At 68.1% G+C, this 13,952-nt stretch carries 16 protein-coding genes; 8 read left to right on the forward strand and 8 right to left on the reverse strand.

Annotated elements, in window-relative coordinates:
* Positions 1–24: 24 nt before the first annotated feature.
* From CKW34_RS05945 to CKW34_RS05955, 3 genes are all read right to left on the reverse strand, one after another.
* Positions 25–816: an MFS transporter gene (locus CKW34_RS05945; RefSeq protein WP_059381558.1), complete on the reverse strand. Its 792-nt coding sequence runs from the start codon at positions 814–816 to the stop codon at positions 25–27.
* 74 nt (positions 817–890) lie between these two features.
* Complete coding sequence (locus CKW34_RS05950; RefSeq protein WP_059381557.1) at positions 891–1,865, reverse strand: pseudouridine synthase; 975 nt, start codon at positions 1,863–1,865, stop codon at positions 891–893.
* A gap of 65 nt (positions 1,866–1,930) precedes the next feature.
* Positions 1,931–2,212 carry a hypothetical protein gene (locus CKW34_RS05955; RefSeq protein WP_059381556.1) on the reverse strand — a complete coding sequence of 94 codons (282 nt, stop codon included), beginning with the start codon at positions 2,210–2,212 and terminating at the stop codon, positions 1,931–1,933.
* A 125-nt stretch (positions 2,213–2,337) separates the two neighbouring features.
* Here CKW34_RS05955 and CKW34_RS05960 point away from each other — a divergent pair, with 125 nt between their 5' ends.
* Complete coding sequence (locus tag CKW34_RS05960; RefSeq protein ID WP_059381555.1) at positions 2,338–3,609, forward strand: MFS transporter; 1,272 nt, start codon at positions 2,338–2,340, stop codon at positions 3,607–3,609.
* A gap of 16 nt (positions 3,610–3,625) precedes the next feature.
* On the opposite strand, the gene CKW34_RS05965 is transcribed toward CKW34_RS05960, so the two are convergent.
* From CKW34_RS05965 to CKW34_RS05970, 3 genes are all read right to left on the reverse strand, one after another.
* Positions 3,626–4,123 (reverse strand): hypothetical protein, encoded by a 498-nt coding sequence (locus tag CKW34_RS05965; RefSeq protein WP_059381554.1) that lies wholly within the window; start codon positions 4,121–4,123, stop codon positions 3,626–3,628.
* Positions 4,111–4,539, reverse strand: a complete 429-nt coding sequence (locus CKW34_RS24255; protein WP_085468892.1) for a hypothetical protein — start codon at positions 4,537–4,539, stop codon at positions 4,111–4,113. The genes CKW34_RS05965 and CKW34_RS24255 overlap by 13 nt, the downstream gene beginning before the upstream one ends.
* An 81-nt stretch (positions 4,540–4,620) precedes the next feature.
* A complete protein-coding gene (locus CKW34_RS05970; RefSeq protein ID WP_016693921.1) occupies positions 4,621–4,887 on the reverse strand; it encodes a helix-turn-helix domain-containing protein in 267 nt (88 codons plus the stop codon).
* Positions 4,888–4,978: 91 nt separating this feature from the next.
* Here CKW34_RS05970 and map point away from each other — a divergent pair, with 91 nt between their 5' ends.
* The 4 genes from map to CKW34_RS05990 all read left to right on the forward strand — a co-directional run bounded on the left by map (position 4,979) and on the right by CKW34_RS05990 (position 8,023).
* Complete coding sequence (gene map / locus CKW34_RS05975; RefSeq protein ID WP_006550663.1) at positions 4,979–5,758, forward strand: type I methionyl aminopeptidase; 780 nt, start codon at positions 4,979–4,981, stop codon at positions 5,756–5,758.
* A 105-nt stretch (positions 5,759–5,863) separates the two neighbouring features.
* Positions 5,864–6,154, forward strand: a complete 291-nt coding sequence (locus tag CKW34_RS05980; protein ID WP_039586433.1) for an FmdB family zinc ribbon protein — start codon at positions 5,864–5,866, stop codon at positions 6,152–6,154.
* Positions 6,155–6,194: 40 nt separating this feature from the next.
* Positions 6,195–7,448 (forward strand): formamidase, encoded by a 1,254-nt coding sequence (gene fmdA / locus CKW34_RS05985; protein ID WP_059381552.1) that lies wholly within the window; start codon positions 6,195–6,197, stop codon positions 7,446–7,448.
* A gap of 86 nt (positions 7,449–7,534) precedes the next feature.
* On the forward strand, positions 7,535–8,023 hold the full coding sequence (locus tag CKW34_RS05990; protein ID WP_016693916.1) for an FBP domain-containing protein: 489 nt from the start codon (positions 7,535–7,537) through the stop codon (positions 8,021–8,023).
* An 18-nt stretch (positions 8,024–8,041) separates the two neighbouring features.
* Here CKW34_RS05990 and CKW34_RS05995 read toward each other — a convergent pair whose 3' ends face one another.
* Complete coding sequence (locus tag CKW34_RS05995) at positions 8,042–8,626, reverse strand: helix-turn-helix domain-containing protein (protein WP_059381551.1); 585 nt, start codon at positions 8,624–8,626, stop codon at positions 8,042–8,044.
* 48 nt (positions 8,627–8,674) lie between these two features.
* Between CKW34_RS05995 and CKW34_RS06000 the strand changes: the two genes are divergently transcribed.
* On the forward strand, positions 8,675–9,520 hold the full coding sequence (locus CKW34_RS06000; protein ID WP_059381550.1) for a class I SAM-dependent methyltransferase: 846 nt from the start codon (positions 8,675–8,677) through the stop codon (positions 9,518–9,520).
* Entirely contained in the window at positions 9,517–10,596 is a 1,080-nt protein-coding gene (locus CKW34_RS06005) for an NAD(P)/FAD-dependent oxidoreductase (RefSeq protein ID WP_231921805.1), read from the forward strand. The genes CKW34_RS06000 and CKW34_RS06005 overlap by 4 nt, the downstream gene beginning before the upstream one ends.
* Here the strand turns inward: CKW34_RS06005 and CKW34_RS06010 are convergent.
* A complete protein-coding gene (locus tag CKW34_RS06010) occupies positions 10,559–12,016 on the reverse strand; it encodes a benzaldehyde dehydrogenase (protein WP_059381549.1) in 1,458 nt (485 codons plus the stop codon). The two genes, CKW34_RS06005 and CKW34_RS06010, sit on opposite strands and share 38 nt — an antisense overlap.
* A gap of 198 nt (positions 12,017–12,214) precedes the next feature.
* Here CKW34_RS06010 and CKW34_RS06015 point away from each other — a divergent pair, with 198 nt between their 5' ends.
* A complete protein-coding gene (locus tag CKW34_RS06015; RefSeq protein ID WP_059381548.1) occupies positions 12,215–13,918 on the forward strand; it encodes a cation:proton antiporter in 1,704 nt (567 codons plus the stop codon).
* Positions 13,919–13,952: the final 34 nt, after the last annotated feature.

The raw sequence follows: 13,952 nt of genomic DNA on the forward strand, positions 1-13,952 counted from the left end.
GCCGAATTGCTGTTCCCGAGTCCGCTACGTCTTCGAGGCCTTCTCGGTCTTCGACGAGAGTCTGCCGATCACGGCGCTTCCGATGATGCCGACGACGATCATGCCGATCCCGACCGCGTCCGGTATCGAGTCGGTGACCCACCCGAAGATGCCCGCGACCAGCACGAAGGTCGGCAACCAGTCGATCAGCTTCAGGAGCGACGGGGCGGCTTCGGTCTCGCCCTGCGACGCCGCGAACTTCGCTCCGGCGTAGTCCGGGTAGAACTCGGTGAAGGAGACCGCGAAGAAGATCGCCGCGAGTTGGAGCACCCAGCCGGTCCAGAAGTTGCCAGGGTCGCGCATAACGGCGTCGCCGATGAATCCGACGATGGCGGAGAAGGTGAACGCACCGGCCCAGACCGCGGAGATCACGTAGTTGATCTTCATGAACAGGGGAGACGTCCAGTATTCCTGGGGCGTGTCCTCTTTCGCGTAGGGGAGTGTGAACGGCCTGCGTGCGATCAGGGTGGCGAAGACGAACACCGCGAGCGCGATGTTGGTGAGTTCACCGGCCCAGATCTCCATCCAGTCGATGACACCGTCCGAGGCGATGAGGCCCACCGCGGCCAGCACGGCGAAGAACGCCGCGCCGAACGTGTCGAGGGCGTGTATCTTGATGCCGCGTCGCGCACCCACCCACATCGTCAGCAGGACGAGGCCGAGAGCGAAACACACTGCTTCCTCGAACCGTCCCGGGGCCGACAGGACGGACATGAGGATCCACGGTGCGATTCCCGACAGTGGCGACCGGAGGTAACCGTCGACGACCATGGTCATGCCTACCAGGGTATTTCGTGAAGCCGCAGGCGTCGGAGTTTTCGAAGGATCGACCAGGATCCGCTCGGAGGCACTCAGTCCTGCGTGGTCGGTGCCTCGGCCAGGGTGCGCCGGGTGGCGAAGCGGCGCTCGGCGCCCGATAAGGGGTCGACGAATTCGAGTTCCCGCGCGAGCAATTGGAGGGGGAGCGAATGGTCGTCCGGTGTCTCGGGCAGCAGGACGGGATACCAATGGTCGCCGAGGATCCCGATACCGAGCGCCGCCAGGTGCACTCGCAGCTGATGCATCCGACCTGTGTGCGGGCGCAGCAGGGTGTGCAGGACGGCTCGCCCCGACCTGCTCACCCCGGATCCGAGCACCTCGATCAGCGTCTCCGAGTTGGGTTCGCGGGTGTCGTCGACGACGACGCGCAACTCACCGCGCCGCGCCTCGATGTGATTGCGGTACAGCACGGGGAGCGGGCGTCCCGCGATCTCCGGCGTTGCCGGATCCCACTCCACCGGCAGTGTGGACACCGCCTCGTACACCTTGGTGACCCGGCGCTTCTCGAACAGCGACTGGTAGGCGCCACGGGTCTCGGGCCGGGCCGAGAACATCACCAGTCCGGCGGTCGCCCGGTCGAGCCGGTGGATCGGTGTCAGATCAGGGTTGTCGAGGCGGGTCCGCAACCGGACCAGCGCCGACTCGCGCAGGTAGCGCCCGCCCGGAGTGGTCGGCAGGAAGTGCGGCTTGTCGACCACGACGAGGTCGTCGTCGGCATACAGGATGTCCTCGTGGAACGGCACCGGTTCCTCGACGGGCAGATCGCGGTAGTACCAGACGAACCGGTGCTCTCCGAGTTCGGTGCTGCGACCGATCGGTTCTCCGTCGATGCCCACGATCTCTCCGTCGTCGAAGCGGCGGTAGAGCTCGTCGGCGTCGAGATGGTCGAAGCGTGCGACGACGTACTCGGCGACCGTCGACCACGGACCGGAGGTCGGAACACGCAGTCGCGTGGGCCCGACCCCGTTCCTGACGGGCAACGGTGAGGGCATCGGCACGGGCACCATCCTCCCATCGGCTGCCACGTGAGCTGCGCCTCGGGCGACTGTGCGATCGGGGAGCGACGGTGTGATCAGAGCTTGTCGAGATCCACAGGCGGATAGTTGCCGTAGATGCCGTGGTCGAATCCCTGCAGGTAGCTGTGATGCTGGGCTGCGGCGTTCTGCGTCAGCTCGTGCGCGCGAGCGGCGTTCCGGGCGCGCGCCTCGCGATGCTGCTCGAGCAGATACTTCAGAACGAACCAGGCGACCGCTCCGACGACCGCGATCACCAGGATGCCGAGAAAGACCTCCCAATAGGAGATGACGAAACCGATCACGAGCAGGATGGCGAAGAACGCCAGGAACTCCCTCATCACGTCCTCTCAGGAGAAGCGGCTGCCGCTTTCGTCTGTTTCGCCGACTGTATCGCCGGGGACCGACACCGCGTTTCACAGATGCTCGTCGGGGCTGTCCGCAACCGCTCTGCCACCATGTCCGCATGACTGCACCGGCCCGGCTCGGTATCCCGACCGGCACGCTCGCACTGCTGGCAGCCCTGTACTTCGCGCAGGGCCTGCCGTACGGGTTCTTCACCCAGGCGCTTCCGGTGGTGCTCCGTGAGTCCGGTTTCTCGCTGATCGCGATCAGCGCGACGGGTGTGCTCTTCGCGCCGTGGGCGCTCAAGTTCCTCTGGGCGCCGTACGTCGACCACTACGGAACCCGGCGTCAGTGGCTGCTCTCGCTCCAGCTCGCGGCGTCGGCGGTGTCGCTGATTCTGGCGTGCCTCGACCTGTCGTCGACGCTGCGGTGGCTGCTCGTCGGCATCGCGGTGGTCAACGCCCTGTCGGCCACGCAGGACGTCGCCACCGACGGTCTGGCCGTGCAACTGCTCGGACCGAAACAGCGCGGGCTGGGGAACGGCATCCAGGTCGGCGCGTATCGCATCGGCATGATCGTCGGCGGGGGAGCACTGCTGTGGGTGTTCTCCCTCGCCGGTTGGCGCAGCCTGTTCCTCGCGATGGCATTCCTGCTGGTACTGACGACGATCCCGGTATGGCGACTGCCGCGCACGGAGCGACGGGCCACGCCGGATCGGGAACCGCGAAGCGCGACCCGCATGACGGTCGCGTGGTGGGCGCGTCTGCGCCGCCCCGGGATGCTCGCGTTCATCCTGCTCATCGGCGGCTTCAAGTTCGGTGACTCGATGGGCTCGGCGATGGTCGGCCCGTTCATGTCCGACTCGGGACTCACCCTCGGGCAGATCGCGCTGGTCAAGGGTGTGCTGTCCTCGGCAGGCGCTCTCGGCGGTGCCGCCCTCGGTGGGTGGCTGTGCTTCCGTCGCGGTCGTCGGCAGGCCCTGCTGATCGGTGGTGTCACCCAGACCGCGAGCCTCGCGCTGTACGTCGTCGCGTCGCTCGGCTACGGCGGGTTCGGGCTCATCGTCTCCGCGAGCCTGGCCGAACACGTCCTCGGTGGCGCCGCGACGGTCGCGGTGTTCACGCTCATGATGGACGCCGCGGACAGGGACCACGCCGGCAGCGACTACACCCTGCTCGCGTGCGCGATCGTCGTCGTGCAGGGCATCGCGGGATTCACCGCCGGTGTGGTCGGAGACGTGTTCGGTTATCCCGCGCTGTTCGGCACGAGTCTGGTGCTGTCGGGAATCGGATGTGCCGTCCTGCTGCTCGCTCTCGATCGGGGCATCGGGCCGACCGGGGTGCACGATGTGTGGCGGAGCGGCGCGGGGCAGGCGGCCTCGCGTCCCCGGTGATCCCCGGAACTGTCGATCACCGCGACCAGTACTGCAGCATCGGCTCCTCGGCGAGCACCGTCGACCCTTCGGAGATGACGAGAGCGCTCGACGAGATGCTGTACTGCACACCGGCGTTCGTGGCGGTGAAACCGTCACCCGAGGGTACGGGGTCGTCGATCTCGATCGCCGCACCGTCGTTCGTGCGGACACCCTTGTAGTAGTACCGTCCGGCCCCGGTCTCGCACACCACGACGAGCGAGTCGGCCGTCTGCCCGATGGCCACAGCGGGATTCGTGTGGTTGCACCGTGCCTCGGGGATGCCGACGAAGCCCTGTGCGTCGGTGTCCTCGGAGGCCGACACGGGCGGTAACGGCCGAGCGGGCCCGGCTGCGGGCGCGGGATTGCCGGTGGCCGTGAGTTCGAGATCCTCGATCCGCAGGGCCACGTCGCCCGGAAGCACGGTGACGTAGCTGTTGCCCTGCACGATGCTGTTGGCCGTGATGCACTCGAAGTCTCCGGTCAGGCACGACAACCGCTCCCAGTAACCGCCGAGCGAACCCGTCGGGCGTAGCGCGTATTCGCCGGGGCGATGTCCACCCCGACCTTCAGAGTGCCGTTGGTCGGGAAGCCGCTCGGGGTGAGGGACCGACTCGCCTGTGCTCGTGGGGCGGGCGGATCCGTTTCCGCACGCGGAACTGCGGACGGCGAGACGGTGACCGTCACGGTCGACGGGGGCGGGCTCGCGGCGACAGTGCTCTCCGGGTCCGTATCGGACGAGCGGGTCAGGACGACGACCAGCGCGGCAACTGCGGCGATGACGGCGACCAGCAGGGCACCGCCCACGAGCCACGGCCACTTCGGTCGTCGCGGCGGGGTCGGGGTGGGCCAGGGCGGCGGGGGAGCGCCGTAGCCGTAGCCGTACCCGTCCTGCGGAGGCTGCATCGACATCCGGATCCCTTCGCTGTCGCGGTGGTGTGCCTCCGGATATCGCTGCCGATGTCTCCTGCTGTTACGTCCGGTGGGGAGGCGCTATCCGGTGCGTTGCAGGTCGGTGCAGGGAAGGGCCAGTTCGGCGAGATCGTCGAGAGAGACGGGTAGCACCCGTGCGAGAGCGGCGATCGTCGCGAAGGCCGGCGTCGCCAGTCGTCCGGTCTCGATCTTCCGAAGGGTCTCCGGCGAGATGTCGGCGGCCCGGGCCACCTCGGTGAGCGTCCTGCTGCCTCGGGCTTCGCGCAGCCGACCACCCAGGCGTTTGCCGGCGGCCAGCTGTTCCGGGGTCAGGGGGAGTCGCACCATGACCCGCAGTCTAGCCGCGTCGGTATGAAAACACCGATCGTCGCGTTAGGGTGGTATTTAAATACCGTTCTGTGATCCTGAGGAGTGCCCCGTGTTGGAACTGAAGACCCCCGGTGAGATCGCGGCAATGGACGTGACCGGCACGTTCATCGCCGAGCTGCTCGACGATCTGACGGGCCGCGCCCGACCCGGCGTGAACCTGCTCGATCTCGAACAGCGCGCGCGGGACATGATCGAGGAACGCGGCGCGGTCTCGTGCTACTGGGACTACGCGCCCTCGTTCGGGCGCGGACCGTTCCGCAACGTCATCTGTCTGTCCGTCAACGACGCAGTGCTGCACGGGCTCCCGCACGACTACGTACTCCGGGACGGCGACCTGCTCAGCATGGACATCGCCGTCTCGATCGACGGCTGGGTCGCCGATTCGGCACGCAGCATCATCGTCGGCGCGGAACGTCCCGAGGACCGGCACCTCGTCGAGGCGACCGAGGTGGCGCTGGACGCGGCCATCGCCGCCGCGCTCCCCGGTAACCGCCTCGGAGACATCTCCGCAGCGATCGGCGCTGTCGCCGCCGAGTACGGCTATCCCGTCAACACCGAGTTCGGTGGTCACGGACTCGGTCGCACCATGCACGAGGATCCGCACGTGGCGAACACCGGACGTGCGGGTCGCGGGCTCGTGCTGCGTCCCGGCCTGACGCTCGCCCTCGAGCCGTGGTTCGCGGCGGGGACGGACAAGATCGTCTACGACCCCGACGGCTGGACCATCCGTTCCGCCGACGGCTCGCGCACGGCGCACAGCGAGCACACGATCGCGATCACCGAGGGTGGACCGCTGGTGCTGACGAAGCGAGAGCGTGTCACCGAATAGAGATGGCACCGAACAGCTCCGGACAGCAGGAACATTCGGAGTAGGGGAGCGGGCTTGCGTGCGGTCCGTTATGGTCGGTGCACCGACGGGCGAAAGGCGATGCCGATGCCGCTGTACGAGTTCCGATGTGCCGACTGCGGGCCGTTCGACGTCTCCCTCCCGATGAGCGAGGTCTCCGCGTCGACCCCGTGCCCCCAGTGTGCTCGGCAGGCTCGTCGTTCGCTCACCGCGCCCCGTCTCGGCCGCGGCGGTTCGGCGGCGATGCGCCTGCACGACGCCACGGCACGGACCGCATCCGAACCCGACGTCGTCTCGGGCGCCCTGCCGGGTGTGCCGAGGCGTCCGTCACGGCCGGTCACCACCGACCCCCGACACCGATCCTTACCACGTCCCTGATCGTCACAGCCCCTGATCCGTCACCGCTGCAGGAGGTCCCGTGCCCGACGTCGTGTTCCCCCTCGATTCGACCCGCCGGTTCACCGATCAGGAGAAGATCGGCCACAACCGCTGGCACCCGGACATCCCGCCCGTCGCGACGCTGAAACCGGGGGATTCCTTCCGCGTGCACTGCCGCGAATGGTTCGACGGTGAGATCCACAACGACGATTCCGCCGACGACATCCGCAATGCCCCGCTGCACATCGTGCACGCGTTGTCGGGACCGTTCGCGGTGGAAGGAGCCAAGCCCGGCGACCTGCTCATCGTCGACATCCTCGACCTCGGCCCGATCCCGCAGGAGGACTCGGGTCCGCTCGCCGGGCAGGGCTGGGGTTACACCGGCATCTTCTCGAAGACGAACGGCGGGGGATTCCTCACCGACCAGTTCCCCGACGCCTACAAGGCGATCTGGGACTTCTCCGGGCAGAAGGCGACGAGCCGCCACGTGCCCCACGTGTCGTTCACCGGCATCGTGCATCCCGGCCTGATGGGGACGGCGCCCTCGCACGAACTGCTGTCGACGTGGAACACCCGGGAAGCAGCGCTGATCGCGACGGATCCCGACCGCGAACCGGCGCTGGCGCTGCCGCCCGAACCGAACGGAGCCATCCTCGGCAGCCTGTCGGGCGCCGATTTCGACCGGGTCGCGGCGGAGGCGGCGCGCACCGCTCCGCCGCGGGAGAACGGCGGCAACCAGGACATCAAGAACCTCACGAAGGGAAGCCGGATCTTCTATCCGGTGTTCGTCGACGGGGCGAATCTGTCGGTCGGCGACCTGCACTTCTCCCAGGGTGATGGCGAGATCACCTTCTGCGGCGCCATCGAGATGGGCGGGTTCATCGACCTGCGCGTCGACCTGATCCCCGGTGGTATGGAGACCTACGGGGTGAGCGAGAACGCCATCTTCATGCCGGGCAACACCGACCCGCAGTACTCCGAGTGGCTCGCATTCTCCGGCACGTCCGTGACGCTCGACGGCGAACAGCGGTATCTGGATTCGCAATTGGCGTACCAGCGGGCGTGTCTGCACGCCATCGACTATCTGACGAAATTCGGCTACAGCCCCGAGCAGGCGTATCTCCTGCTCGGGGCTGCACCCATCGAGGGACGTTTGTCGGGTGTCGTGGACATTCCGAATTCGTGTGCCACGGTGTACCTTCCGACGGCGATCTTCGACTTCCCGGTCGCGCCCACCGCATCCGGCCCGGTGACGATCGATCCGGGTATCGGAGCGCCGCGTTCGTCGGCGTGAGGGCCGCGAAAATCGTTTGTCGGGTGTGAGCGCGGCGCGTACCGTCCTTGGGTCGGTACATATGCGAACGAAAGGTGGCCCCGGCCATGGACCCGCTCACCGAACGGGACATTCGAACATCCTTCGTCAACTGCTCCAAGGGCGACGCGAAGCGACTTCCGGTGCCGCGCGATCTCGACGACCGGCCGTGGGACGAACTCGACTTCCTCGGCTGGACCGATCCGTCGTTCCCCGGGCGCGGCTACATCGTCGTCCCTCGCGACGGCGAACTCGTCGGTGTCGCCATGCGGTTCGAGCAGCAGGGCTCCGGTAAGACGCAGATGTGCACGATCTGCCTCACCACCCACACCCGGGGCGGCATCGCCCTGATGACGGCCAACAAGGTCGGCGATGCGGGGCGAGCGGGCAACGCTGTCGGGACGTACATGTGCATCGACCTGCAGTGTTCGCTGTACGCGCGCGGCAAGAAGAAGCCCGCTCTGGGAAGCCGGTACCGAGAGGATCTCGAGCCGGAGGAGAAGGCCGAACGCGTCCGCGAGAATCTCCGGGCGTTCGTCGACCGCCTGTACGCCTGATCGGCGAACCCGGCTGCTTCAGTGCGATCCGGGGTTGCGCAGGTGCGCACGCTCCCCGTTGAGATCGAGGATCGTGAGGATCTCCACCGGTCCGTCGTGTGCGCTGATCGCGTGTGGTGTCATGGTCGAGAACTCGGCGGCGTTGCCCTCCTGGATGAGGATCGTCCGCTCGCCGAGTTGGAGCCGGGCGGTGCCGGTCAGGACGGTGAACCATTCGTGCCCCGGGTGCACCGGGAGTGTGTGGGCCGGCACCGGCTCCTGCTTCGTGATCCGCATCTTGGCGATGGTGACGCCGCCCAGTGATCGTTCCCGCGACAACAGCCAGGTCGTGTACCCGGGGGTGTCGCACGGCTGGGGTCTGATCACCACGTCCTGGTCCTCGCCGGATTCGACGAGCTGGTCGATCGTGGTGTCGAGTGCCCGCGCGATGGGGACGAGCTGGTCGAGTGCGATCCTGCGACGGCCCGTCTCGATGCGGCTCAGGTTCGACGGGCTGATGTGGCACCGGGCTGCGAGAGCGTCGAGGGTCCACCCCCGCGCGAGCCGCAGGCTGCGGATGCGCTGGCGGATGAGTTGGTCCAGATCGGACGAGTCTTGCTCCATAGGCAAGAGTGTATGCCGAAACTGGATGACGCGTCCTAACGTGGAGGCATGCACCACCACGCCCACCACACACCGCACGGCCACGCGCACGACGAGTCGATGGCCGAGGTGCTCGACCTCGACGCCGCGATGAACCGGCCCTATTTCGAGTCGTTGCTCGACCGGGTCGCCGGACAGCTCGAGCGCGAACCGCGCAGCGTCGTCGACATCGGCGCCGGCACAGGAACGGGCACCCTCGCCCTGGCGCGCCGGTTCCCCCACGCGCAGCTCGTCGCCCTCGACCGGTCCGCCGGGATGCTCGATCGACTCCGGAAGACCGCCGAGCACAACGGGTTCGGTGATCGGATCCGGACCGTCGAGGCGGACCTCGATGCAGGACTGCCGACCGTCGGTGCGATCGACCTCGCCTGGGCGGCCCTGTCCCTGCACCACATCGAGGATCCGGATGCGACGCTCCGGCAACTCGCCGAGGCGATGGCACCCGGGGGGACGGTGGTCGTTACCGAGATGGAGTCGCAACCACGATTCCTGCCCGACGACATCGGTATCGGTACGCCGGGACTCGAAGCGAGATGTCACGAGGCCGCGGCGTCCCGAGGGTGGAACAGATGGCCCGACTGGAGCGACAACCTGCGTCGCGCCGGATTCGAGATGGTCGAGATGCGCCGCGACGAACTCGGTGCCGACGTCGACGACACCTCACGCCGATACGCCCACGCGGTGCTGAGCCGGATGCGCACCGGCCTCGACAACGCCGTGTCCGACGAGGATCTCGACACGCTCGATCGGCTCGTCGGCGACGGCCCCGATTCGGTGCTGCACCGGGCAGATCTGGTGGTGCGTGGATCCCGAACCGTGTGGATCGCACGGGCAATCAAGGAGGAGAACCGATGAACACCCAGGAGAAACCCACACAGGACGGTTACGACGTCGTCGTGATCGGCGGCGGCTCGGCCGGACTGAGTGCCGCAACCGCGCTGGCACGCTCGCGCCGCTCGGTGCTCGTCGTCGACGCCGGCGAACCGCGCAACGCCCCTGCCGCGGCCGCGCACAACGTGATCGGACACGAAGGCATCGCGCCGACCGAACTCCTGGCTCTCGGACGGAAGGAGGCCACCGGATACGGCGCCGAGATCCTGTCCGCACGAGCAGAATCCGCTCGTCGCAGCGACACGGGATTCGAGATCGGTCTCTCCGGTGGCACCACCGTGCAGGCACGTCGACTGATCCTCGCGACGGGACTGGTCGACGAGCTGCCCGACCTGCCCGGAGTCCGGGAGCTGTGGGGCAAGTCTGTCCTGCATTGCCCCTACTGCCACGGCTGGGAGGTCCGGGACCGGCGCATCGGCGTGATCTCCTCGGGGCCGATGAGCGTGCACCAGACCCTGTTGTTCCGCCAGCTCAGCGACGACGTCACCTTCTTCACCCACTCGGCGCCCGCCCTGGAGAGCGAGGCCCGCGACCAGCTCGAGGCACGCGACGTGCGGATCGTCGACGGCACCGTCGCGGAACTGCGAGCGGACGGCGAGGAGGTCCGTGCCGTGGTGCTCGAGGACGGCACCGAGGTCGATGTCGACGCCGTGGTGGTCGCACCGCGTTTCGTCGCCCGCGCCGACCTGTACGAGCAGCTCGGCGGAACGGTCACCGACCATCCCGTGGGCACCCTCATCGAGACCGACCCGACGGGGAAGACCGCGCTGCCCGGCGTGTGGGCGGCGGGCAACTCCGCCGACCTCTCCGCGGTGGTCGTGGTCGCTGCCGGGACCGGCGTGATGACAGGGGCGGCCGTGAACGCCGACCTCATCGCGGAGGAAACGGCTGCGGCGGTGGAGGAACGAGCCGCCCGCGGACTCACCTTCGCCGAATGGCCTTGTCAGGCATACGAGAACGGCCGGGCGAGCACATGCTCGCCCGGCCGATTCGCGATCTGCGTCAGAACGGGTAGGGCGCGATGTCGGGACGTACCGTGACCCACTGGGTCTCGGTGAACGCCTCGATGTTCGCGGCCGGACCGCCGAAGCGGGAACCGGTACCGGATGCCCCGACCCCACCGAAGGGAGCGTTGGCCTCGTCGGCAACGGTCATCTCGTTGATGTGGATCTTGCCCGAGTGGATCCGGTCGGCGATCTTCATCGCCTGCCCCACATCGCCGACGATGCTCACCGACAGGCCGTACTCGGACGCATTGGCCAGTTCGACGGCCTCGTCCGCGTCGGAGAACTTCAGCACCGGTGCGACGGGACCGAAGATCTCCTGGCCCCAGGCGGGCATCTCGGTGGTCAGATCGGTCAGGACGGTGGGCCGGTAGAACAACCCCTCGTGCGTGCCGCCGGCAGCGAGAGTGCCACCCGCGGCCACGGTGTCCTGCACGATCGTGTCGATGTTCGCCAGCTGACGCTCGTCGATGATCGGACCCAGGTGCACCGGGCCGCCCGCGGGATCGCCCACGACGAGCGCATCTGCCCTCGCGGCGAGGGCGCGCACGTAGTCGTCGTAGACGGACTCATGCACCAGGTGCCGGCCGGTGGTCATGCAGATCTGGCCCTGGTGGAAGAACGATCCCATCGCTCCGACACCGGCAGCGAGGTCGACGTCGGCGCCGGGGAGCACGATCATCGCGTTGTTGCCACCGAGTTCGAGGTGGGTGCGCTTGAGATGCTCCGCGCCGGCCTTGCCGACGTGGCGTCCGGCGGCGGTGGATCCGGTGAACGAGACCACCCGCACCTCGGGAGCGTCGACGGTCGCGGCGCCGACGTCACCGCCACCGGGCAGCACCTGCAGCACACCGGCGGGAAGCCCGGCCTCCTCGAAGATCCGGGCCACCGCGACACCGCCGATGACGCTGGTCCGCGGATCCGGCTTGAGCAGCACCGCATTGCCGAGAGCGAGCGCCGGGGCGACCGAGCGCATCGCGAGCAGCAACGGGAAGTTGAACGGGGCGATCACCGAGACGACGCCGGCGGGCAGGCGGCGCGCGATGGACCAGTGACCGTTGTCCGACGGCAGGTACTCACCGTGCGGGTGGGTGGGCAGCGCCGACGCCTCGAAGCACTCGGTGGCGGAACCGAACACCTCCATCGCGGCCTTGTCCGGGATGGACCCGGCCTCCCGGAGACCCCAGCCGATGAGTTCGTCGGCGTGCTCGCGGAACTTCTCGCCGGCGCGGCGGAGGATCTCCGCACGCTCGGACGGTGCGGTGGCGGCCCAGGACTTCTGCGCGGTGGCAGCAGCGCGGGCGGCGGCGTAGACGTCGTCCGGGTCGGCCAGACCGATCTCGGCGATCTGTTCCCCGGTCGAGGGGTTGGTGACCTTCGTGGTGCCGCCGTTGCCGGGGCGCCAGCCGTCGAGATGGATCTTTCCCGTCCACAGGGCTTCGTCGAGCAAGGCCATAGGGTTCTCCTCAGCATGGTCGTCGCCGTCCCGCGCGCGCGTGGGACACCGATGTGTCCCACGAGTCTGGGAGCGATGACGACCCGGAGGATCGACCTTCTCATTCAACGAGAAAGCCCGAGATATACGCCCGACCGCGACGAACCCCACTCGAGCCGGTCCACGGTCGACGGGTCGTGAGCGAGCACAATGATCCGAATGGATCTGGTTCTCATGGCAGTGGTCGGCATCGCCGGCATCGTGAGCGTCGCGGCGTTCTCGCAACGCCTCGGAGTAGCGGCGCCGCTCGGTCTGGTGGTGGTCGGGGCGGTGCTCAGCTTCGTCCCGGGTGTCCCCGATGTGGAGATCGAGCCGGAACTGGTTCTCACCGTCATCCTTCCGCCCCTGTTGTACTCGGCCGCGCTGAGCATGCCGGCCCAGGACTTCCGCCGGAACTTCAAGGCCATCAGCGGACTCGCGGTACTCCTCGTCGTCGTGACCACGGCGGGTGCGGGAGTGCTGTTCCATCTGCTCATCCCGGATCTCGGATGGGCCGCGTGCTTCGCGCTGGGCGCCGTCGTCAGCCCCACCGATGCCGTCGCGGCCACCTCCGTGGGCCGCCGGCTCGGTCTGCCGTCACGCCTGCTCACCGTGCTCGAGGGCGAAGGTCTCGTCAACGACGCGTCGGCGCTGGTCCTGCTGCGCTCGGCGATCGCCGCGATGGCAGGAGCGGTCTCGCTGTGGCAGGTCGCCGGGGACTTCTTCTACTCGGTCGTGGTCGCCACGGTCATCGGCATCGTCGTCGGGCTTGTCAACGTCCGCATCCGAGGTCTGTTCCAGGACGCGGTGTTCAACACCGCCGCGTCGTTCATCCTGCCGTTCGTCGCCTTCGTACCCGCGGAGGAACTCGGTGCCTCCGGCGTGCTGGCAGTGGTCGTCGCCGGGGTCGTCACGGGACATCTCGGCCCGAAATACCTGCGTGCCGCGGACCGCGTCACCGAGGAGGTCAACTGGCGGACCGTCGCCTTCCTGCTCGAATCGGCGATCTTCCTGCTCATGGGTCTGAGCCTCGAACATCTCCTCGACGAGGTCGACGAGGCAAGACTGTCGACCACGGAGGGGTTGCTCATCGGCCTCGTCGCCAGCGCGTTCGTCATCGCGGTGCGCATGTTCTTCGTCGTCCCGCTCGTCGCCGTCCTCAAACGGGACGAGCGGAAAGCTGCGGAAGCGCTCCCGGTGCTCGAACAGCGCCGCGAGAAGATCGCGCAGCGCTTCGCCGACGCCGATGTTCCTGCCAGCCGGAGGGCATACATCGGACGACGGTTCGACCGCGCCACCGCCGACGCGGACTTCCTCGTCACGGAGAAACTGGGATGGCGCGGCGGGGTGGTGCTCGCATGGTCCGGGATGCGCGGGGCCATCACACTGGCAGCGGCCCAGTCGCTCCCCAGCGACACGCCCTACCGCGCCGAACTGATCCTCATCGCCTTCGTCGTCGCCATGACCACACTGCTGCTGCAGGGTCTGACACTGCCGGCGGTGATCCGGCTCGTGAAGATCCCGGCCGACGACCAGGAACGCCTCCGGACCGAATACGGCACGCTGCTCGCCGAGCTGGCCGACGCGGGGGAGAAGGAGCTCACCGGGTCGTCGTCCGGAGTCGATCCGCAGACCGTGGAGCGGGTCCGGGCGGACAGCCTGATCGGCGTGCGGGACGAACGCGGCGCGTCGTCGCCGGATCCCGACCACGACGAACGGCGCGAGCAGTACATCCGGCTGCGGTTGCTCACCATCGCGGCCGAACGCGGGGCCCTGCTCGAGGCCCGGGCGCGCGGTACCTACAGTTCGCAGACACTCGGTGCGGCCCAGCGCCGCCTCGACCTCGAGGAGACCCGATTGCAGGCGCTGAGCGAACAGCCCTGACGGTCGACCCCGCGCCCGAGAACCCGCATCCCGC

The organism is Rhodococcus rhodochrous, assembly GCF_900187265.1.
GTDB classification, from domain to species: domain Bacteria; phylum Actinomycetota; class Actinomycetes; order Mycobacteriales; family Mycobacteriaceae; genus Rhodococcus; species Rhodococcus rhodochrous.